This is a genomic window from Pseudomonas sp. E1BtOHC1 (genome assembly GCF_058744285.1).
Genome location: NZ_CP196023.1, coordinates 5,885,084 through 5,906,162, shown reverse-complemented (window position 1 = coordinate 5,906,162; position 21,079 = coordinate 5,885,084). Strand labels below are relative to the sequence as shown.

Sequence of the window (21,079 nt, the reverse complement as noted above, 5' to 3'; positions counted from 1 at the left end):
GACCAGTCATAGTCCTGCGATCTTTCTTTTATATGAACGTAACCCACATTGTCTGGGATGTGGCAGATGGGCGGATTCTTCGCCCTTATCAACAGGAATTAAAATGAGCGAAAGCTTTGCGGAACTCTTTGAAGAAAGCCTAAAAACCCTGAACCTTCAGGCAGGCTCCATCATCACCGGTGTTATCGTCGACATCGACTACCAAGCGCGTTGGGTAACCGTTCACGCTGGTCTGAAGTCTGAAGCGCTTATCCCGCTTGAGCAGTTCTACAACGATGCTGGCGAACTGTCCATCAATGTTGGTGATGAAGTTCACGTTGCTCTGGACTCGGTTGAAGACGGCTTCGGTGAAACCAAGCTCTCCCGTGAAAAAGCCAAGCGCGCTGAATGCTGGATCGTTCTGGAAGCAGCCTTCGCAGCCGAAGAAGTGGTCAAGGGCGTTATCAACGGTAAGGTTAAAGGCGGCTTCACTGTCGACGTTAACGGCATCCGTGCGTTCCTGCCAGGTTCTCTGGTTGACGTCCGTCCAGTGCGCGACACCACGCACCTGGAAGGCAAAGAGCTCGAGTTTAAAGTCATCAAACTCGACCAGAAGCGCAACAACGTTGTCGTTTCCCGTCGTAGCGTCCTCGAAGCCGAGAACTCCGCTGAGCGTGAAGCTCTGCTGGAATCCCTGCAGGAAGGTCAGCAAGTCAAAGGTATCGTCAAGAACCTCACCGATTACGGCGCATTCGTTGATCTGGGCGGCGTCGATGGCCTGCTGCACATCACCGACATGGCTTGGAAGCGTATCAAGCATCCTTCCGAAATCGTCAACGTTGGCGACGAGATCGATGTCAAGGTTCTGAAATACGATCGCGAGCGCAATCGTGTTTCCCTGGGCCTGAAGCAGCTGGGCGAAGATCCATGGGTCGCTATCAAGGCTCGTTACCCAGAAAGCACCCGCGTTACCGCTCGTGTAACCAACCTGACCGACTACGGCTGCTTCGCTGAGCTGGAAGAAGGCGTTGAAGGTCTGGTACACGTTTCGGAAATGGACTGGACCAACAAGAACATCCACCCTTCGAAAGTCGTACAAGTTGGCGACGAAGTGGAAGTTATGGTTCTGGACATCGACGAAGAGCGTCGTCGTATCTCCCTCGGCATCAAGCAGTGCAAGTCCAACCCATGGGAAGACTTCTCTGGCCAGTTCAACAAGGGCGATAAAATCTCCGGTACCATCAAGTCGATCACCGATTTCGGTATCTTCATTGGTCTGGACGGCGGCATCGACGGTCTGGTTCACCTGTCCGACATCTCCTGGAACGAAGTGGGCGAAGAAGCCGTACGCCGCTTCAAGAAGGGCGACGAGCTGGACACCGTTATCCTGTCTGTTGACCCAGAGCGTGAGCGTATCTCCCTGGGTATCAAGCAACTGGAAAGCGATCCGTTCTCCGAGTACGTACAAGAGAACGACAAAGGCGCAATCGTTAAGGGTGTTGTAAAAGAAGTTGACGCCAAAGGCGCCATCATCACCCTGGCTAACGATATCGAAGCTACTCTGAAAGCCTCCGAAATCAGCCGTGACCGCATCGAAGATGCTCGTAACGTTCTGAAAGAAGGCGAAGAAGTTGAAGCCAAGATCATCAGCGTTGACCGTAAGAGCCGTGTAATCCAGCTCTCGATCAAGTCGAAAGACGTTGAAGACGAGAAAGAAGCTATCCAGAGCCTGCGCGACAAGCCAGCTGCTTCTGATATCGCTGCTGGTCCTACCACTCTGGGCGACCTGCTGCGTGCACAGATGGAAAAGCAGAACTAAGTTCTGTCAGACCATAAAAAAGAGCGACTTCGGTCGCTCTTTTTTTTTGCTCAAAAATCGTTAGTTTGAGAGTTCTCCATGTGGGAAACCAACACATGCCGTGAGTTGTCTCTTTCTTGAGTGGGGCGGCTGCATATTTGGAGCTAGGCTTTACTTTGGAAGTGCACCATTCGAGTAGCAAGGGCTGGCATGGCATAAGGAAGAGTATGAGCAGGCTGGGTGTGGTTGTTTTGGTTCTTCTATTGGTTGGCTGTACGGCCAATGTAAAAACCTATGCTGTTCGTGGGGGCAGTGGTATCGAGATCGATTGTTCAGGTTTGGGGTCGGGTTGGGAGAAGTGCTACGCACGTGCTGCGAGTGAGTGTCAGGCTAGTGGTTACAGAGTTATCACCAAGTCGAGCGACGCCAGGGACGAGGAGGGAGATTATCCGTTCGGCTGGAATCCAGCGGGGTACCTCACACGTACGATGCTCGTGATGTGTCGATAGAGAGGCTTGGATTCTTGTATCTGAGTCTCTACCAGTGGCAAAAGAAGTTTGTGTTAGCAACTCAGCGCTTGGGCTGTTCAAAACCTTCAGGGCATGCTAAAACCTTTTGAGCACTGACCTAGCTGCTTGAAAAAGAAGGGAAAAATATGACGAAGTCGGAGTTGATCGAACGAATTGTCACCCATCAAGGGCTGCTGTCATCCAAGGATGTCGAGTTGGCCATCAAGACGATGCTTGAGCAAATGTCTCAGTGTTTGGCTACTGGGGATCGGATTGAGATTCGAGGGTTTGGTAGCTTCTCGCTTCACTATCGCGCTCCTCGGGTAGGTCGGAACCCAAAAACGGGTCAGTCAGTTAGCTTGGATGGGAAGTTTGTGCCCCATTTTAAACCGGGTAAGGAGCTTCGAGATCGAGTAAATGAAGAGGAGGGGGATGGGCTCTGAGTCTGTAGGCTAAGGAGTCATCACCATTCTGATTTTACTTAAAGTGAGCTTCTTTAGTGCGTTTGTTGGTGTTTTTTAATGAATAAAGTTTTTTGAAAGTTGTTATGTGGAATTTTGGTTCTTCTAAAGTATTTCGGTGTTTTATAGATTGATGTATGTGTTGGGTTGTTTTTCTAGTGTGTTTTTAAGTAGCACTTTTATTTGATTTGTTGGTGTGTGTTTTGTAAAAGCTTGGTGCTTCGCTAAATTTCTATAAGGTTGCGAGGATTTTTTGCTACTGGATGTGGATCGTCAGGGCTCTATAAGCGCATAATGCCGCTTTTCGAGTGCTTCAGATACTATCCTGTGGCGCCAGTTTAAGAAGGTATAGTAGGAAATGAGCAGGATCCTTTTGACAGGAGCATCCGGTTTTGTGGGAGGAGCTGTTCATGAATGCTTGTCTAAGATTTCAACTCAGAAGCTAACCTTGGCAGTACGTAAGCCAGTACAAGGGCTGCTATCCACTACGCTCACTGCTCAGATTGATCAGATTGATGGCTTTACGGACTGGGCTCAGGCCCTGTTGGATTGTGATGTCGTAATACACGCGGCTGCTCGTGTTCATGTAATGCATGATTCCTCTCTTGATCCTCTCGCTGAATTTCGGAAAGTTAATGTTGACGGAACGCTGAATCTTGCGCGACAAGCTGCGCAAAGAGGGGTGCGTCGTTTGATATTCATTAGCTCCATAAAAGTGAACGGTGAGGAGACTTCGCTTGATGCTCCCTACACAGCAGATATTGAGCCAGCTCCGGTGGATCCCTACGGAATTTCCAAGATGGAAGCGGAAAAGGGGCTTATGACCATCGCATCTCAAACTGGAATGGAAGTAGTGATCATTCGCCCTACGCTTGTATATGGTCCTGGGGTTAAGGCGAACTTCTTGAGTATGATGCAATGGTTGTATAGAGGTGTTCCTTTACCTTTTGGTGCTATACATAATCGCCGCAGTTTAGTTGCGCTGGGTAACTTGGTAGACCTGATTGTTACGTGCATTGACCATCCCAAAGCCGCAAATCAGACATTTTTGGTTAGTGACGGTGATGATCTGTCAACAACTGTGTTGTTGGAAAAAATGGGAACTGCACTAGGGCGGTCTGCTCGCTTGTTGCCTGTGCCGAGTGGGTTTTTGAAGTTTGGTGCGGCCATTTTTGGGAAAAAAGCCCTGTCTCAACGATTGTGCGGCTCGCTTCAAGTTGATATCGCTAAGAATCGCGAGTTACTGGGGTGGACTCCACCTATAGCTGTAGATGTCGCGCTTAGTCTTACGGCCAAGCATTTTCTTGACAGTCACTCCTGACTCTTCGTGCATATCAAGAGTGTTATTCATGAGATTTTTCATTGTTTAGATTGAGCAGTTCTAGTTGTAGTTGCTCTCTTGTTTTGAATTAGGGAAAAAAATATACATGGCAATCTGGTGGTTGATGTTGGCGGTGCTCGGCATTTCGCTTTTGTTGACTTGGGTGCTACGGCGCTATGCGCTAGCCCGCAGCCTGATGGATATTCCCAATAACCGTAGCTCTCATTCGGTGCCTACCCCAAGAGGGGGCGGGGTTGCAATTGTCTTGAGTTTTCTTGTAGCCAGTCCTCTTCTGACTTTTATTGCTGATGTGCCTTGGCCGTATATTTGGTCTCTATGGGGAGCGGGTGCGCTTACTGCTGTGATTGGTTTTCTGGATGATCATGGACATATAGCCGCACGTTGGAGGCTACTTGCTCATTTTTTTGCCTCGATTTGGGCGTTGGCCTGGCTGGGTGGTTTGCCTCCTGTACAGTTGCTGGGGGTTGACTTCAACCTTTCATGGGGTGGTCATTTTTTCGCTGTTTTCTATCTAGTCTGGATGCTTAATCTATATAACTTCATGGATGGTATTGATGGAATAGCTAGCGTGCAGGCAGTGAGCGCATGTCTTGGCGCATGCGTTATCTATTGGTTGGCCGGAGACATATCGTTGATCTGGATGCCACTGCTATTAGCCGTAGCAGTATTGGGATTCCTTTATTGGAATTTTCCTCCCGCGCGCATTTTTATGGGAGATGCGGGCAGTGGTTTTCTCGGGCTTATTTTGGGTGTGTTTTCAGTACAGGCTGCTTGGACCTCCTCACGTTTTCTTTGGGTTTGGTTGATTCTTCTTGGAGTATTCATCGTTGATGCGACTTTTACTCTGATTCGTAGATTGTTACGTGGAGATAAAGTTTATGAGGCTCATCGTAGCCATGCTTATCAGTTTGCCTCCCGTCAGTTTGGTCGACATCTGCCGGTGACTCTGGCAGTCATGGTCATCAACGTCCTTTGGCTGCTGCCAATTGCCATGTGCGTGGGGCTTTTCGACTTGGATGGTAGTATTGGACTGGTGCTGGCTTATGCGCCTTTGGTGGTCCTTGCTATCCGGTTTCATGCGGGGGAGTTGGAGAAAACCGGCTGATAAGGCTCGATGCCAGGGGTAGGGAAGTGAGTGCTCCGCATCAGTGTGTAACATAGATCGAGGCAAGAGGCCGGGGTTCGAAAAAAGAGATTATGGATAAAATACGAACATGTCTGTTAAGGCTTCCACGTCGACAGAAGCGAGTCCTGCAAGTCATCACCGACATTTTTTTGGTGTGGACTGCGTTATGGATGGCGTTTGTCGTTCGGTTGGGCTTTGATGACCTGAACAATCCCTTTATTGTGCATTTCTGGCTCTTTGCTAGCGCACCCGTCGTTGCCATACCTTTGTTTGTACGGTTCGGAATGTATCGTGCGGTCATGCGCTATTTTGGTAACGATGCCCTTATTGCAATAGTTAAGGCTGTGACGCTGTCGGCCTTGGTTCTTGCTTTGGTCGTTTATCTGTATAGCAATCATCAAACTGTGGTGCCACGCTCAATCGTGTTCAACTATTGGTGGTTGAGTATGGTAATGATCGGTGGGCTTCGGCTTGCTATGCGCCAGTACTTTCTGGGGGATTGGTTCACTACAGCCCAGCATGTGCCGTTCACCAATCGGGATGATGGTTTACCCAAGGTAGCCATTTATGGTGCAGGCGCGGCGGGCAATCAGCTGGTAGCAGCGTTGCGATTGGGGCGACTGATGCGTCCGGTGGCATTTATCGACGATGACAGCAGCATCGCTGACCGGATGATCGCGGGACTACAAGTATACAAACCCAAGCATTTGCAACAGATGATTGACGAAACAGGTGCGGAAGAGATACTTCTGGCTATCCCTTCGTCCACTCGTAGTCGCCGCAGAGAGATTCTGGGTTATCTGGAAGGTTTCCCCCTTCATGTTCGAAGTGTTCCTGGTTTCATGGATTTGGCCAGCGGACGAGTGAAGGTCGATGACATTCAAGAGGTAGACATCGCGGACTTGCTTGGACGTGACTCTGTGCCTGCTCAAGGCGATTTGTTAGCGCACTGTATAAAAGGGAGAACTGTTCTGGTGACAGGTGCGGGGGGCTCTATTGGATCCGAGCTTTGTCGACAGATTCTGTCCTTGAGCCCCACCACTCTGATACTGCTCGATCATAGTGAGTTCAATCTATACAGTATTTTGTCTGAGCTTGAACAGCGTGTGTCGAGAGAGGCGCGTATTGTAAAACTGCTCCCGATCTTAGGCTCTGTGCGTAACTACGAAAAGCTGTTGTCTGTCATGAAAACCTGGAGTGTCGAGACGGTTTATCATGCTGCTGCTTATAAGCACGTACCTATGGTGGAGCATAATATTGCCGAAGGCGTGCTTAATAATGTGATGGGTACGCTCAATACCGCGCAGGCCGCGTTGCAATCCGGCGTAGCTAACTTTGTACTGATTTCCACTGATAAGGCTGTTCGCCCAACTAACGTAATGGGTAGTACCAAGCGTTTGGCGGAACTCACTCTTCAGGCGTTGAGCGAAGAAGTGGCGCCAGTGTTGTTCAATGACTCTTCAAATATTTCGAGGGTAAATAAAACTCGTTTCACCATGGTGCGCTTCGGTAATGTATTGGGCTCCTCAGGCTCGGTCATTCCACTGTTCCACAAACAGATCAAATCAGGTGGTCCGTTAACGGTTACTCATCCGAAGATTACGCGTTATTTCATGACTATTCCGGAGGCCGCTCAGTTGGTGATCCAGGCTGGATCGATGGGGCAGGGCGGTGATGTATTTGTGCTGGATATGGGCGAGCCAGTGAAAATTGTCGAGTTGGCAGAAAAAATGATTCATCTATCCGGGCTGAGCATCCGCTCGGAAAAAAATCCTCACGGCGATATCGCCATCGAGTTCACCGGCCTTCGTCCCGGTGAAAAGCTTTACGAAGAGTTGCTGATTGGTGACAACGTAGTGGCCACGCAACACCCAATGATCATGAGCGCTAATGAGGATCATCTGTCTTGGGATGTGCTCAAGGCCAAGCTCAGCGAACTCCTTGCTGCGCTTGAGTCAGATGATTATGCAAGAGTTCGACAACTGCTTCGTGAGACGGTGAGTGGTTATACACCGGACGGTGAAATCGTCGACTGGGTTTATCAACAACGGCGTCTTAAGCCTTGAATCTACACAACCGGTAACCCTCCTGCTTTTGACTTGCCTGCGGCATCACCTAGGTTTGGAAGGCAGCTTCGGAAAAGCTGCTTTCCTTACTCGATGTCATGGAGCGTCACTATGCGTAACTCTTATTTCTTCTCGCTGATCTTTGCCTTTCTAGCCAGCCTTTCGCTCGCAGCTCAAGCAGCGCCTGTCGTCAAGGCGCAAGCTGCAGCTCCTGAGGCAGTAGAGCAGGCAACACCTCAAGTCAGCAAAATCAACCTTAATACTGCCGATATGGCTGTCCTGCAGCGCGAGCTTTTTGGTATTGGCGAGGCCAAGGCCAAGGCGATTGTCGCTTATCGTGAAGAGAACGGTCCCTTTGCTTCGGTGGATGAACTGCTGGAGGTCAAAGGTATCGGCAAGACTATTCTGGAGCGCAATCGAGACAAGCTCGTCGTCAACTGACCTGATCCAGTAGCAGTCGAAGGCCGGTCACTGACCGGCCTTCTGCATTTCAGGGCGGATTTGGAGCCTGGCAGTGAATCTGTATCACTGGGTTAGATTTTTTTCATGGTGTCGTAAAAATATTATAGGTGTAATGTTTTTTCGTTCGCCGGATCTTCCAATCGGAGGCGTTCATTACTTTCAAGTATTGTCAGGAGCACTGCTATGAGTTCGGTTCGATCCCAAGGTACGGCGGTGGTTACCGGTGCGTCATCCGGTATCGGTGCAATTTACGCTGAACGTTTGGCGGCGCGGGATTTCGATTTGCTACTGGTCGCCAGGGATGAGGGCCGTTTGCGGGCGGCAGCCGCAGCCCTCAGTACTAGGTATCAGGTTCAGGTTGAGGTATTGAAGGCGGATCTGACGCTCAAGGATGACCTGTTGAAGGTAGAGCAACGGTTGCGTGAAGACCCAGGCATCAGCTTGCTGCTGAACAATGCGGGCGTGGCTGCCAACGGGCCTTTGGCCGGCGCCGATCTGGATCAGATGGAGCGCATGATCCAGCTCAATGTGTTGGCCTTGACTCGTCTGGCTGGAGTGGCCGCGACGAGTTTTTCCGCGGCTGGGCGAGGGGCGATCATCAATATTGCCTCGGTGGTGGCGTTAATCCCTGAGCGCTTCAATGCAACTTACAGTGCCACCAAAGCTTACGTGCTCAGTCTGACTCAGTCGCTGCAGACTGAGTTGAAAGACAGTGGCGTTCAGGTTCAGGCGGTCTTGCCCGGGGTTACCCGTACCGAGATCTGGGAGCGTTCAGGCCTGGATGCAACGGCCATCCCGCCAGAGATGGTGATGGAGGTGGCTGAGATGGTGGACGCGGCATTGAGTGGTTTCGACCAGGGAGAGTTGATCACGCTGCCTTCGCTTCCCGACCCGGCGGATTGGCAAGCGCTGGTGGCCGCACGACTGGCCTTGGCTCCCAATCTTTCCAGGAACAGTGCCGCCGCGCGTTACAAGTAAGGGGGAGCTTGGAGCGGATTGTATTATTCCCGCTCCTGTTTCTTCAGGCCCTCACTGACGACCTCCAGTATCTGTACCGCCAGTTCAGGATTTTCCACGCTGCGCGATAGCATCAACGCTCCCACCAGGGTCGACATGATCATCAGGCTGCGTTGCGCCTTATCTCCACCTTGCAGGGTCGCTTCCACTTGGGCGAGCCTGGCATTGAGCACAGCATCGGTTGTGGGGCTGGGTTGGCCGCGCTGGCCGAGTTCCGAGCTCATGGTTGGTAGGGGGCAGCCTTGATGAGGTGAGCTGCGGTGCCACTCGGAAAGATAGTTGTCGATAAACGCTTGCAAAGGCTGTTCTTGTGCGAACAGTGCTGCGCAGTGGGCGTCAAGGTCTTGTGCTGCTGCGCAAAGGGCTTCTTCTACCAGATCATCCTTGGACTTGAAGTGGGAGTAGAAACCACCATGGGTCAAGCCCAGGGCCTTCATCAGGGGTTGTAAACCTGTTCCCCCTATTCCATCACGACGAAAACGTTCCGAAGCTTCTTTGATAATGCGTTGATGTGTCTGAGCTTTATGGTCTGCTGAATAACGCATTTGAGAAACCTCCACAACTAGAGCGCTATTTTAACCAAGGATCATCAGATCTTGTCCCTACTTATCAGTGGGGTTTTTTGCGTATTTACAGCTTTCCGACAGGTATGGAGGGTGTGGAAGGGTTATCAGGAGTTGGCACGATAAGTGACTAAGGTTTGATCACGAATTGTTGAACAATACTCGAGGTATTTCCATGAGCAGCGGTTTATCCCTGGCAGACCAGATTAGGGTGGAGCTGCGTGCGGACATTATCGGTGGTCGCCTGTCGCCTGGCATGCCGTTGGTGGAGAGCGAGTTGGTCAACATCTACAACGCTTCCCGCAACACCATACGTGAAGCTTTGCACTGCTTGGGCCAGGAGGGGTTGACCCACTATGTCCGTCATAAGGGCGTTGTGGTCAGACGCCTGAGCAGTGATGAGGTAAGGGATCTGTTCCGAGTGCGTCGGACTCTGGAGTTGCAGGCGATCGCCAGTGCAAGGCCGCTGAGTGAGAGCCAGACCGATCGGATGCTCGATGCCATCGAGGCGGCCGAACTGGCCAGGGAGCGTGAGGACTGGCGTGCTGTCGGTACCCATGGTTTGCGCTTTCATCAGCAGGTGGTGGGGCTACTGGATTCCCCCCTGTTCGATGAGTTTTTCACCAATGTAGTGGCGCAATTGCGTCTGGTGTTTTGTGCGGCGCCGGATGAAGCGTTGTTCCAGGCGCCCTGGCTGGTTCGTGATCGGCAGATTTACCAATGGCTGGTGGAGGGTGACAAGGCCCGCGCCGGCGAGGCAATGGAGGCATACCTGGATGACTCCGAGCGCCTGCTGCTGAACATGTTCAGTCAATCCTTCCGTCACTGAGTGAGGGCCATACCCATGTACAAAGACTATCCAGCGGCTTATCAGGTCAGCAAAGGTTCGGCGCTGCAGGTGGATACGACCTTTTATGAACGTATCCGTGATAACCGGGCACAACGTACGCTGATTGAGCAGTTCGAGGTTCCGATCCGTACCGGCCGGGCCTGGAAGGTGCCCGCCGGTCATGTGTTTCGAGTGACCACGCCGGCAGGCCCGCAAGTGGGTGACTTCAACGTCTGGAATGCCAATGACCCGCGGGAACGTCTATGGGCCGCACGTACTCGGCAACTCCAGGGAGCCCATGTCAGCACCCATGATCGGCTCTGGTCGAACCTGCCTTTCTTACGGCCACTGGTCACGATCACCGATGACAGCCTGGCGAATTATGGCATCGACGAGCATGGCGGGCGCCTGCACGATTTATTGGGCACCCGTTGCGATCCTTATGTGAATCGAATGCTGACAGGCGAGGATTTTCATCATCACTGTCATTCCAACCTGACGCGGGCGGTCCTGCCCCATGGCCTGACCGAGTTCGACGTACATGACGTATTGAATATTTTTCAGTGCACCGGCCTTAATCATGACGACATGTATTTCATGAAGGCCTGCCCGGCGCAGAAGGGTGACTATCTGGAGTTCTTTGCCGAAATCGACCTGCTGTGTGCACTGTCGACCTGCCCGGGGGGCGATCTGTCCTTGCCTATGTGGGGGCCCGAGGCTCAGGACCCTTTGAGTGTGTGCCGTCCACTGGGGGTGGAAATCTATCGTCTCGAAGAGTCACTGCTCGAAGGCTGGAGCCAGCCGGAACGGGCGGCCTACAACGGTCAGCACGGCTTGCACATCGCCAAGGCCGAATGGGAAAAATAGAGCCTTGAACAGCCCCTTCAGCGTCGGACGAAGGGGCTGACGGGCTCAACGATCCCGCGCTTCCTTGGCATCCATTTCCGCGTTGCGTTCGGCTACGCGTTTACGTTGCTCATCAGTCAGCTCCACCTTGTTGGCGGTGTCGCGCAGCATCATCAAGCCGCCGACGATCGAACCGATAGCAACCACCAGAATCAACCAGGCATACCAGGGCATAGGGCTCTCCTTGAACGGCAGTTTCCCGAGGGCGAAGGTTCGCCCTCGGGACTGCCTGTAATGCTTTGAGTTAAAGCGTTTCGCACTGGTTCCATTGTATGCCCGATTGTTCTGGCCAGTAGCGCTCTACGCTTACAAACCGGTGAGCATGGCATCCGCCGGGGCATCGGCCCGTAGTTGTGCGGTGAGCAGGAAGTAAATGAAGCCCAGCACCATGAAGCCGAGGAAGATCAGGCCAATCAGTGCGTTGAACCAGGCCATGGCCACCAGACACACCAGCGCCAGGGCCAGTGCGATGGTGGGTACCAGCGGGTAGCCCGGGGCGCGGAAGCAGCGTGGCAGGTCCGGTTCGGCCCGGCGCAGTTTGAACAGGCTGAGCATGCTCATGATGTACATCACGATGGCGCCGAATACCGCCATGGTGATCATAGCGGCGGTCAGGGTCATGCCGCCCAGGTTGATCAGGCCGTCGCTGTAGATCGCGGCGATACCGATCAAGCCGCCGGCGATGATCGCCCGGTGCGGCGTCTGGAAACGTGACAGCCTGGCCAGGGGTGCAGGCAGATAACCGGCACGGGCCAGGGCAAAGAACTGCCGTGAATATCCGAGAATGATCCCGTGGAAGCTGGCCACGAGGCCAAACAGGCCGATCCATACCAGCATGTGCAGCCAGCCGGAACTGTCACCCACCACGGCTTTCATCGCCTGGGGCAGCGGGTCGTTGATATTTGACAGGGTACGCCAATCACCTACGCCACCCGCGAAGAACATCACCCCCATGGCCAGCAGTACCAGGGTCAGGATGCCGCTGATGTAGGCCTTGGGAATGGTGCGTTTGGGGTCCTTGGCTTCTTCGGCGGCCATGGCCGCGCCCTCAATGGCCAGGAAGAACCAGATAGCGAAGGGGATGGCGGCGAACATCCCGGCAATCGCCGGGGCACCGAAGGTGTCGGCTCCGGCCCAGCCATTGAGGGCGAAGTTGCTGAAGCTGAAGGCCGGTGCTACCACGCCCATGAATACCAGTAGCTCAGCCACCGCCAGTACGCAGACCACCAGTTCGAAGGTGGCCGCCAGTTTCACCCCGAGAATGTTCAGGCCCATGAAGACGAGGTAGGCACCCACCGCGGCATGCTTGGGGTCCAGCGCCGGAAACTGCACATTCAGGTAGGCGCCAATGGCCAGGGCAATGGCCGGTGGCGCAAAGACGAACTCGATCAGTGTGGCCAACCCGGCAATCAAGCCGCCCTTCTCACCAAAGGCGCGCCGGCTGTAGGCAAAGGGGCCTCCAGCATGGGGAATGGCCGTGGTCAGCTCGGTGAAACTGAATATAAAGCAGGTATACATGGTGGCGACCAGTAAAGAGGTCACAAGGAACCCAAGGGTACCCGCCACGCCCCAGCCATAGCTCCAGCCGAAGTATTCCCCGGAAATCACCAGACCGACCGCAATACCCCATAAATGCAACGTGCCCAAAGTGGGCTTGAGTTGTGTGTTCATCGGTTGCTCCCTGAACGGTTGGAAGTGCTCGGGACTGGTCTGTGCAGCGCCCATGCCAGTCTCGTGACGGCCGTCGTAAAGCCAGGAAAGCTGTCGTATCGAGGATGTTTCCCAGTTTTTTGTCGTCGATCGATATCAGTCTGGTGCATCCCGGTGCCTCCCATTGGGGCAAGGGAGCATCGGTGCTGCCGGTACCGTCTTCCAGCCGCCCGGGTAAACGCCGCATAAAGCCAGTCTTTACGCTTTCTTTATGGGCCGCCCACCCCGTCGATCTCGTTCCTTTACAGGCACCCTGCGGACAATGGCTGCATTCGCGGCAATCGCCGTACCTCGGAGACATTCCATGAACATTCTGGACGCGGTGTCACTGCTACTGGCAGTGGGCCTGTTCGTTTATCTACTGGTTGCGCTGCTGCGCGCGGATCGGAACTAGGAGCTGCGGCTATGCACAGTTATGACTATTGGCTGCTCCTCGCCTTCTTCGCCCTGGTGCTATTGCCGGCGCCCTGGCTGGGACATTTCTACTACAAGGTCATGGAAGGCCAGCGCACCTGGCTGACCCCGGTCCTGGGGCCGGTGGAGCATGCGTGCTACCGGATTTCCGGGGTCGATCCACAGGACGAGCAGAGCTGGCAGAAATACACCTTGGCCTTGCTGGCCTTCAACCTGGCGGGTTTTGTCCTGCTGTTTGCCATCCTGCTGTTCCAGGATCATCTGCCGCTCAACCCGCAGAATCTTCCGGGACAGGAATGGACCCTGGCATTCAACACCGCCGTCAGTTTCATGACCAACACCAACTGGCAGTCCTACAGCGGTGAGGCTTCCCTGAGCTACCTCAGCCAGATGGTCGGCCTGACCGTGCAGAACTTCGTTAGCGCCGCCACCGGGCTGGCGGTGCTGGTTGCCTTGTGCCGCGGCATTGGCCGGCGTTCGGTGCGCACCCTGGGTAACTTCTGGGTCGACATGACTCGTGCGACCCTCTATGGCTTGCTGCCGCTGTGTTTGCTGCTGGCGCTGTTCTTGGTCTGGCAGGGCGTGCCCCAGACCTTTGCCCACTACGTGGATGCCCTGACCCTGCAAGGCAACGACCAGGTGATTCCCCTGGGTCCGGCGGCGAGCCAGATAGCAATCAAGCAGTTGGGTACCAACGGCGGTGGCTTCTTCGGTGTCAACTCGGCTCACCCGTTCGAGAACCCCAGCGCCTGGAGCAATCTGTTCGAGCTGGTGTCGATCATCCTGATTCCCGTGGCCCTGGTGTTCACTTTCGGCCACTACGTCAAGGATCTGCGCCAGAGCCGCGCCATCATCGCCTGCATGTTTGCCCTGTTCCTGATTGGCGGCGCCACCTCGTTGTGGGCGGAGTATCAACCCAACCCGGCGCTGCAGAATGCTGCGGTGGAGCAGGCGGCGCCTCTGGAAGGCAAGGAAGCGCGCTTCGGCACGACCGCCACGGTGCTCTGGTCGGTGACTACCACGGCCGCGTCCAACGGTTCGGTGAACGGCATGCATGACAGCCTGAACCCCCTGAGCGGGATGGTGGCGCTGATCAACATGATGGTGGGTGAGGTGATCTTCGGCGGGGTTGGCGCCGGCCTCTACGGCATGTTGCTGAACGTGTTGATCGCGGTATTCCTGGCTGGGCTGATGATTGGTCGCACCCCGGAGTACCTGGGCAAGAAGCTTCAGGCCAAGGAAGTGCAATTGCTGGTGGTGACCCTGATGGTGATGCCCATTGGCGTTCTCGTTCTCGGTGCCCTGGCCGCCAGCCTGCCTGGCCCGGCCGCCGCCATCAGCAACCCAGGACCCCACGGTTTCAGCCAGTTGCTGTACGCCTACACCTCGGCCAGCGCCAACAACGGTTCGGCCTTTGGTGGCTTCAGTGCCAACAGCCCCTTCCATAACCTGATGCTGGGCCTGGGCATGCTGATCGGACGTTTCGGCTACATCCTGCCGGTGCTGGCCCTGGCTGGCAGCCTGGGGCTGAAGAAAACCGCACCCATCGGCCAGAACAGCTTTCCCACCCACGGCCCGTTGTTCGTGGCTTTGTTGACCGTGACCATTTTGCTGGTGGGCGGCCTGACCTTCCTGCCGACCCTGGCGTTGGGCCCAATCGCTGAACACTTGAGCATGGGCTTCTGAGGACCTGATGATGAATATGCATGTTCCAGCCTCGAACAAGGCTGTTGATTCGGCCGCCAAGGCCAAGCGCACCCAGGCCGAGTCTTCGAGTACCGCGATCTCTGCCCTGTGGCGCCCAGCGCTGATTCAGGCCTTCGTCAAGCTCGACCCTCGCCAGTTGCAACGTTCGCCAGTGATGTTGGTGGTGGAGTTGACGGCGATCCTGACCACCGTGCTGTGTTTCGTGCCGGATACTTCGGTACCGACGTTCGTCGCGGCACAGATTGCCCTCTGGCTGTGGTTCACCGTGCTCTTCGCCAACTTTGCCGAAGCCCTGGCAGAGGGTCGTGGCAAGGCCCGGGCCGACAGCCTCAAGGCCGGCAGCGAAGGCTTGAGTGCTCGTCGTCGCACCAGCGAAGGCACCTTTCAGGTGGTGCCGGCGATCAACCTGCGCAAAGGCGATGTGGTGCGGGTCCAAGCCGGGGAAATGATCCCGGGAGACGGCGAGGTGATCGAGGGCATTGCCGCGGTCAACGAGGCGGCGATCACTGGTGAGTCGGCGCCGGTGATCCGCGAGTCCGGTGGCGATCGCTCAGCGGTGACCGGCAACACCCGGCTGGTTTCCGATTGGCTGCTGGTGCGTATCACCAGCAATCCCGGCGAGTCGACCCTGGATCGCATGATCGCCCTGGTGGAAGGCGCCAAGCGCCAGAAGACCCCCAACGAAGTGGCCCTGGATATCCTGCTGATCGGCCTGACCCTGATCTTTCTGCTGGTGGTGGTGACCCTGCAGCCCTTCGCCCACTTCGCCAATGGCAGCCTGCCGCTGGTGTTCCTGGTGGCGCTATTGGTGACCCTGATTCCCACCACCATCGGCGGCCTGCTGTCGGCCATCGGTATTGCCGGGATGGATCGCCTGGTACGCCTCAATGTGATCGCCAAATCCGGGCGTGCAGTGGAGGCCGCGGGGGATGTGCACGTGTTGTTGCTGGACAAGACCGGCACCATCACCTTCGGCAACCGTCGTTGCAGCGCCATTCATCCCGCTCCCGGCGTGAACGCACGAGAACTGGCCGAAGCGGCATTGCTGGCTTCCCTGGCGGATGACACCGCCGAAGGCAAATCCATCGTCGAGTACCTGCGTGAACTTTATCCACAGCCTGAACCGGCCAGTGAAGTCTTGACTGCTGTGCCATTCAGTGCGGAAACCCGCCTGTCCGGCGTCGATTACCAGGGCCGGATCTATCGCAAGGGGGCGGTGGATTCGGTGCTGAACTTTGTCGGCCTCAAACGCAGCGACCTGGCGCCGGCCCTGTCCCGGGAAATCGACAAGATCGCCCAGAGCGGGGGTACTCCACTGCTGGTTTGCGGCGAAGGCCGGATGCTCGGGGCCATTCACCTCAAGGATGTGGTCAAGCCGGGTATCCGCGAACGTTTCGCCGAGTTGCGCAAGCTGGGAATTCGCACTGTCATGGTGACTGGTGACAACCCGCTGACCGCTGCCGCCATCGCTGCCGAAGCCGGGGTCGACGACGTACTGGCCGAAGCCACGCCGGAAAAGAAACTGGCGCGCATCCGTCATGAGCAGAACGACGGGCGCCTGGTGGCGATGTGCGGCGACGGTGCCAACGACGCCCCGGCACTGGCCCAGGCCGATGTCGGCATGGCGATGAACGACGGCACCCAGGCGGCCCGCGAGGCGGCCAACATGGTCGACCTGGACAGTGATCCGACCAAGCTGCTGGACGTGGTGCAGATCGGCAAGGAGCTGCTGGTGACCCGTGGCGCCTTGACCACCTTTTCCATCGCCAACGACGTCGCCAAGTACTTTGCCATTCTGCCGGCGCTGTTCGCGGCGATTTATCCACAGCTGGGTGTGCTCAACATCATGCACCTGACCAGCCCGCAGAGCGCGATTCTCTCGGCGATCGTATTCAACGCCCTGATCATCGTGGTGCTGATCCCTCTGGCGTTGCGCGGGGTCAGGGTCCAGGCCGCCAGTGCCGCCCACCTGCTGCGGCGCAACCTGCTGATCTACGGTGTGGGCGGGATAGTAGTGCCCTTTGTCGGGATCAAGCTGATCGACATGCTGCTGACCGCCTTGCACCTGGTGTAACCCGCCTGCGGCATTGAATGAATCGAGGATAGAGAAATGACTAGCGTATTGCGTCCGGCCTTGAGCCTGATTGTGTTGATGACTCTGATTACCGGCGTGGCCTATCCGTTGGTGGTCACCGGCGTGGCCCAAGTGGCATTCCCGGACCAGGCCAATGGCAGCCTGGTGCGTGATGCCCAGGGCAAGGTGCGTGGTTCGGCCCTGATCGCCCAGGATTTTGTTGGCGATGCCTGGTTTCATCCACGCCCATCGGCGGGAGCCTTTGCCACGGTGTCCAGTGGTGCCAGCAACCTGGCGCCGAGCAACCCGGCCTTGGCCACGCGGGTGATCGACGATGCCCAAAAGCTCCAGGTGCCAGGTCAAGGGCCGGTGCCACTGGCCTTGCTGACCACCTCTGGCAGTGGCCTTGATCCGCACTTGCCACCCGAGGCAATTGACTATCAACTGGCGCGGGTCGCGGCGGCGCGCAATCTGCCGGCGGCCAAGCTAGAGGCGCTGGTGCAGGCTCATACCGAGCGGCCGCTGGTGGGGCCGCCGGTGGTCAATGTACTGGCCCTGAATCAGGCCCTGGAGAATCTGTAACCGCTGCCGTTGGTATGGGTGACAGCGTCTAGAGTGCGGATTGAACTGAATGTTTTGTTGCAGAGAGATAACCCATGAGTGATTCCGGCCGCGCCGACGCGCTGCTTGCTGATCTGCCCCGGGATGGCCGCGGCCGGCTCAAGGTCTTTCTTGGCGCCGCTCCCGGCGTCGGCAAGACCTACGCCATGCTCCAGGCCGCCCACACGCAAATGCGCCAAGGGGTCAAAGTGCTCGCCGGGGTGGTGGAAACCCATGGTCGTGCCGAAACCGAAGCGCTGCTCAGCGGCTTGCCACAGCAGCCCCTGGTACGCTCGGAATACCGCGGGGTGCTGCTCGAAGAGATGGACCTGGACGGCCTGTTGAAGGCCAGGCCCAAGCTGGTACTGGTGGACGAACTGGCCCACAGCAATGCTCCGGGCAGCCGGCATGCCAAGCGCTGGCAGGATATCCAGGAGCTGCTGGCGGCGGGTATCGACGTGTTCACCACGGTCAATGTCCAGCACCTGGAGAGCCTCAACGATCAGGTGCGTGGCATCACCGGAGTCCAGGTCAGCGAGACGCTGCCCGACTGGGTGCTGCAGGAAGCCTACGAATTGCTGCTGGTGGACCTGCCGCCGCGAGAGCTGCTGGAGCGCCTGCGGGACGGCAAGGTCTATGTACCGGAGCAGGCGCGGGCGGCCATCGACGCCTTTTTCACCCAGACCAATCTCACCGCGTTGCGGGAGTTGGCGATGCAGACCGCTGCGGCTCAGGTGGATAACGACCTGGCCCTGGGCTATCGCCAATTGGGGCAAGCGGCCCCGGCGGTGCGTGGACGTTTGCTGGTGGGCATTGACGGCGATGCCCAGGCCGAGCGCCTGGTGCGGCATGCCAGTCGTGTGGCTCAGCGTCGGCATCTGCCCTGGAGCCTGGTGCATGTGGACAACGGTCGGCTGCGGGACGAGCAGTCGCGTCTGCGCTTGCAGGCGGCGCAGCAACTGGCGGAGCGCCTGGGAGGGGAGGTGGTCCTGCTGCGGGCTGGCGAGGTGGCCAAAACCCTGATCCAGCACGCCAGCGAACGCCGCGCCAGTTTGTTGCTGGTGGGGCAATCCAGCCGCCGCTGGCGTCGGCGCTGGTTTGGTGGCGGCCTGGCGGCGCGCCTCTTGCGTAATGCCGATGGCCTGGAAATCAATGTCCTGGACAGCGAGCCGCAACCCCATCAGCCGGGCTTGCGGGCCAAGCACTCGCTGCTGTGGTTCGACTATGCCCTGGCGCTGTTGGCGACGGTGTTGGCCAGTGCCCTGGCCTGGGGGGTGGCCAGTGTGCTGCCGTTGCCGAACATCTCGCTGGTGTTTCTTGCCGCGGTGTTGCTGGTGGCCGTGCGCAGCAGCCTGGGGCCGGCCCTGGCTTGCGCGGCGCTGTCGTTCCTGAGCTATGACTTTCTGTTTATCCCGCCGAGTTTCTCCTTTGCCATCCAGCGTGAAGAGGATGTGCTGACTTTGCTGTTTTTCCTGCTCATGGCCGCGCTCACTGGCAACCTCGCGGCGCGCCAGCGGCGGCAATTGCAGGCCCTGCGCGAGACCCAGGAGGAAACCGGTGAACTGCTGGACCTGTCGCGCAAGCTCACCGCTGCCACTGACCGGCAAGCGGTGATCAGTGCTGCAGCTCAGCACCTGAATGGGCGTGACGAGTTGCGTATCTGTCTGCTCAATCGCGACGGGCAAGGCGGCTGGAAAGTCGAAACCGGTGGCTCGCCGCAGTTCTCCGAGGCTGAACGTGCGGCGGCCGATTGGGCCTGGCAGCACGATCAGCCCGCGGGGCTGGGAACCGGGACCTTGCCCTTCGGGCGCTGGTGGTGGTGGCCATTGTCGGTGGACGACGGCCCCTTGGGTTTGTTGGGTGTGTGTCCCAGGGAAGGCGAAGAGTTCAGTGGCCAGCGGCGCCGCTTGCTCACCGCCCTCAGCCAGCCCCTGGCCCAGGCGCTGGCCCGGGCGCGCCTGGCGGAGGATCTGGAGGCAGCGCGACTGCACGGTGAAACCGAGCAGTTACGCAGTGCCTTGCTGGCCTCGGTGTCCCACGATCTGCGCACACCGCTGACCTCGATGCGCGGCAGCATCGACAGCCTGTTGGCGCTGGGGGAGGCGATTCCCCTGGAAGACCGGCGAGAACTCCTGGAAGGCACCCGGGATGAGGCCGAGCGCCTGGATCGCTACATCCAGAACTTGCTGGACATGACCCGGCTTGGCCATGGCGCGTTGAAACTGGCTCGCGACTGGGTTGCGCCGGGGGACATAGTCGGCAGTGCCCTGAACCGCCTGCGTGCGGTGCTGGCGCCACTGCAGGTGAGCACCGAATTGCCACCAGACCTGCCGTTGCTCCATGTGCATGCCGCCCTGATCGAGCAGGCACTGGTCAATGTCCTGGAGAACGCAGCGCGCTTTTCGCCAAACCAGGGTCGCCTGCAACTCAAGGTCAGTGCCGATGAGCACGAATTGAGTTTTGCCGTCAGCGATGAGGGCCCGGGGATTCCCGAGGACGAGCGGGCGAAGATCTTCGACATGTTCTACACCGCTGCCCGTGGCGATCGGGGCGGGCAAGGAACGGGACTGGGGCTGGCGATCTGTCAGGGCATGGTTGGCGCCCACGGCGGGCATATCAGTGTCGCCGATGGTATTGACGGCCATGGCACTTGCATCGCCTTGCACTTGCCATTGCAAACCCAGCCGGAGCTTGAGCAGGATCTGTGAATACCTGTAGAACGCAGTCACGCCTCGCACCGCAAGCGCTACCCGGATTACCGGAGCAGCCTTGCGCTACTCTTTTGCCTCTTATTTGTCTTGAATTGAAGCTATGAGCCAGACCGCGACCATCCTGGTCATCGACGACGAGCCGCAGATCCGCAAGTTCCTGCGCATCAGCTTGGCGTCCCAAGGATACAAAGTGATTGAAGCCGGTACCGGTACCGAGGGCCTGGCCCAGGCGGCGCTGAACAAGCCCGACTTGCTGGTGCTCGACCTGGGGCTGCCGGACATGGATGGCCAGCAGGTACTGCGCGAGTTTCGCGAGTGGTCGACGGTACCGGTGCTGGTGCTCTCGGTACGTGCCAGCGAGGTGCAGAAGGTCGAAGCCCTGGACGGTGGCGCCAACGATTATGTGACCAAGCCTTTCGGCATCCAGGAGTTCCTGGCACGCATCCGCGCCCTGTTGCGACAGGCGCCGGCGGGGGAGGTACAGGAAGCGGCATTGCAGGTGGGGCCGCTGACGGTGGACCTGGCCTACCGTCGGATATTGCTGGATGGCCAGGAAGTGGCCCTGACGCGCAAGGAGTACGCCGTGCTGGCGCAACTGGCACGACACCCCGGGCGGGTGATCACCCAGCAGCAGCTGCTCAAGGACATCTGGGGGCCGACCCACACTGAGGACAGCCATTACTTGCGGATCGTGGTCGGGCATTTGCGCCAGAAACTGGCGGATGATCCGACCCAGCCACGGTTCATCGTTACCGAGGCGGGGGTTGGCTACCGTCTCTTGGGGGGAGAGCCCTGAGCCTCAGGG

Annotated in this window: 19 protein-coding genes; 16 read left to right on the top strand and 3 right to left on the bottom strand. The window is 57.1% G+C overall.

The features are described from left to right. Positions 1 to 103: 103 nt before the first annotated feature. The 8 genes from rpsA to ACSSVC_RS26490 all read left to right on the top strand — a co-directional run bounded on the left by rpsA (position 104) and on the right by ACSSVC_RS26490 (position 8,721). The gene (rpsA, locus tag ACSSVC_RS26525) at positions 104 to 1,798 is read left to right on the top strand and encodes a 30S ribosomal protein S1 (RefSeq protein ID WP_007931318.1); all 1,695 of its coding nucleotides are present in this window, start codon (positions 104 to 106) and stop codon (positions 1,796 to 1,798) included. Between the two features lie 206 nt (positions 1,799 to 2,004). Then, positions 2,005 to 2,286, top strand: a complete 282-nt coding sequence (locus ACSSVC_RS26520) for a hypothetical protein (protein WP_346632197.1) — start codon at positions 2,005 to 2,007, stop codon at positions 2,284 to 2,286. Positions 2,287 to 2,432: 146 nt separating this feature from the next. Continuing rightward, complete coding sequence (ihfB, locus tag ACSSVC_RS26515; protein WP_072442827.1) at positions 2,433 to 2,729, top strand: integration host factor subunit beta; 297 nt, start codon at positions 2,433 to 2,435, stop codon at positions 2,727 to 2,729. 376 nt (positions 2,730 to 3,105) lie between these two features. Next, positions 3,106 to 4,068, top strand: coding sequence for a UDP-glucose 4-epimerase family protein (locus tag ACSSVC_RS26510; RefSeq protein ID WP_346632196.1), 963 nt, complete (start codon positions 3,106 to 3,108; stop codon positions 4,066 to 4,068). 106 nt (positions 4,069 to 4,174) lie between these two features. After that, positions 4,175 to 5,194 (top strand): MraY family glycosyltransferase, encoded by a 1,020-nt coding sequence (locus tag ACSSVC_RS26505; RefSeq protein ID WP_346632195.1) that lies wholly within the window; start codon positions 4,175 to 4,177, stop codon positions 5,192 to 5,194. Positions 5,195 to 5,286: 92 nt separating this feature from the next. Beyond that, the gene (locus ACSSVC_RS26500; protein WP_404937456.1) at positions 5,287 to 7,281 is read left to right on the top strand and encodes a polysaccharide biosynthesis protein; all 1,995 of its coding nucleotides are present in this window, start codon (positions 5,287 to 5,289) and stop codon (positions 7,279 to 7,281) included. A gap of 111 nt (positions 7,282 to 7,392) precedes the next feature. Beyond that, on the top strand, positions 7,393 to 7,722 hold the full coding sequence (locus ACSSVC_RS26495; protein ID WP_346632194.1) for a ComEA family DNA-binding protein: 330 nt from the start codon (positions 7,393 to 7,395) through the stop codon (positions 7,720 to 7,722). 204 nt (positions 7,723 to 7,926) lie between these two features. Next, a complete protein-coding gene (locus ACSSVC_RS26490) occupies positions 7,927 to 8,721 on the top strand; it encodes an SDR family NAD(P)-dependent oxidoreductase (RefSeq protein ID WP_492611682.1) in 795 nt (264 codons plus the stop codon). A gap of 23 nt (positions 8,722 to 8,744) precedes the next feature. On the opposite strand, the gene ACSSVC_RS26485 is transcribed toward ACSSVC_RS26490, so the two are convergent. Beyond that, positions 8,745 to 9,305 (bottom strand): TetR/AcrR family transcriptional regulator, encoded by a 561-nt coding sequence (locus tag ACSSVC_RS26485; protein WP_346632192.1) that lies wholly within the window; start codon positions 9,303 to 9,305, stop codon positions 8,745 to 8,747. 193 nt (positions 9,306 to 9,498) lie between these two features. Here ACSSVC_RS26485 and ACSSVC_RS26480 point away from each other — a divergent pair, with 193 nt between their 5' ends. Together ACSSVC_RS26480 and ACSSVC_RS26475 are read left to right on the top strand one after the other, a co-directional pair. Beyond that, entirely contained in the window at positions 9,499 to 10,152 is a 654-nt protein-coding gene (locus ACSSVC_RS26480; RefSeq protein ID WP_346632191.1) for a GntR family transcriptional regulator, read from the top strand. Between the two features lie 15 nt (positions 10,153 to 10,167). Then, positions 10,168 to 11,019: an urea carboxylase-associated family protein gene (locus tag ACSSVC_RS26475; protein ID WP_346632190.1), complete on the top strand. Its 852-nt coding sequence runs from the start codon at positions 10,168 to 10,170 to the stop codon at positions 11,017 to 11,019. A gap of 45 nt (positions 11,020 to 11,064) precedes the next feature. Here the strand turns inward: ACSSVC_RS26475 and ACSSVC_RS26470 are convergent, their stop codons facing one another. Then, a complete protein-coding gene (locus ACSSVC_RS26470) occupies positions 11,065 to 11,232 on the bottom strand; it encodes a DUF2897 family protein (protein ID WP_016964082.1) in 168 nt (55 codons plus the stop codon). Between the two features lie 132 nt (positions 11,233 to 11,364). Continuing rightward, positions 11,365 to 12,729 (bottom strand): ethanolamine permease, encoded by a 1,365-nt coding sequence (gene eat / locus ACSSVC_RS26465; protein WP_492611681.1) that lies wholly within the window; start codon positions 12,727 to 12,729, stop codon positions 11,365 to 11,367. 343 nt (positions 12,730 to 13,072) lie between these two features. Here eat and kdpF point away from each other — a divergent pair, with 343 nt between their 5' ends. The 6 genes from kdpF (at position 13,073) to ACSSVC_RS26435 (ending at position 21,070) form a co-directional block, all read left to right on the top strand. Beyond that, positions 13,073 to 13,162 carry a K(+)-transporting ATPase subunit F gene (gene kdpF / locus ACSSVC_RS26460; RefSeq protein ID WP_016964080.1) on the top strand — a complete coding sequence of 30 codons (90 nt, stop codon included), beginning with the start codon at positions 13,073 to 13,075 and terminating at the stop codon, positions 13,160 to 13,162. A gap of 11 nt (positions 13,163 to 13,173) precedes the next feature. Next, on the top strand, positions 13,174 to 14,868 hold the full coding sequence (kdpA, locus tag ACSSVC_RS26455; RefSeq protein WP_492611680.1) for a potassium-transporting ATPase subunit KdpA: 1,695 nt from the start codon (positions 13,174 to 13,176) through the stop codon (positions 14,866 to 14,868). A 16-nt stretch (positions 14,869 to 14,884) separates the two neighbouring features. Continuing rightward, positions 14,885 to 16,963: a potassium-transporting ATPase subunit KdpB gene (kdpB, locus tag ACSSVC_RS26450; protein ID WP_346632558.1), complete on the top strand. Its 2,079-nt coding sequence runs from the start codon at positions 14,885 to 14,887 to the stop codon at positions 16,961 to 16,963. Positions 16,964 to 16,999: 36 nt separating this feature from the next. Then, entirely contained in the window at positions 17,000 to 17,545 is a 546-nt protein-coding gene (kdpC, locus tag ACSSVC_RS26445; RefSeq protein WP_446439267.1) for a potassium-transporting ATPase subunit KdpC, read from the top strand. A 74-nt stretch (positions 17,546 to 17,619) separates the two neighbouring features. Then, positions 17,620 to 20,271, top strand: coding sequence for a DUF4118 domain-containing protein (locus tag ACSSVC_RS26440; RefSeq protein WP_492611679.1), 2,652 nt, complete (start codon positions 17,620 to 17,622; stop codon positions 20,269 to 20,271). 103 nt (positions 20,272 to 20,374) lie between these two features. Next, positions 20,375 to 21,070 carry a response regulator gene (locus tag ACSSVC_RS26435; protein WP_346632185.1) on the top strand — a complete coding sequence of 232 codons (696 nt, stop codon included), beginning with the start codon at positions 20,375 to 20,377 and terminating at the stop codon, positions 21,068 to 21,070. Positions 21,071 to 21,079: the final 9 nt, after the last annotated feature.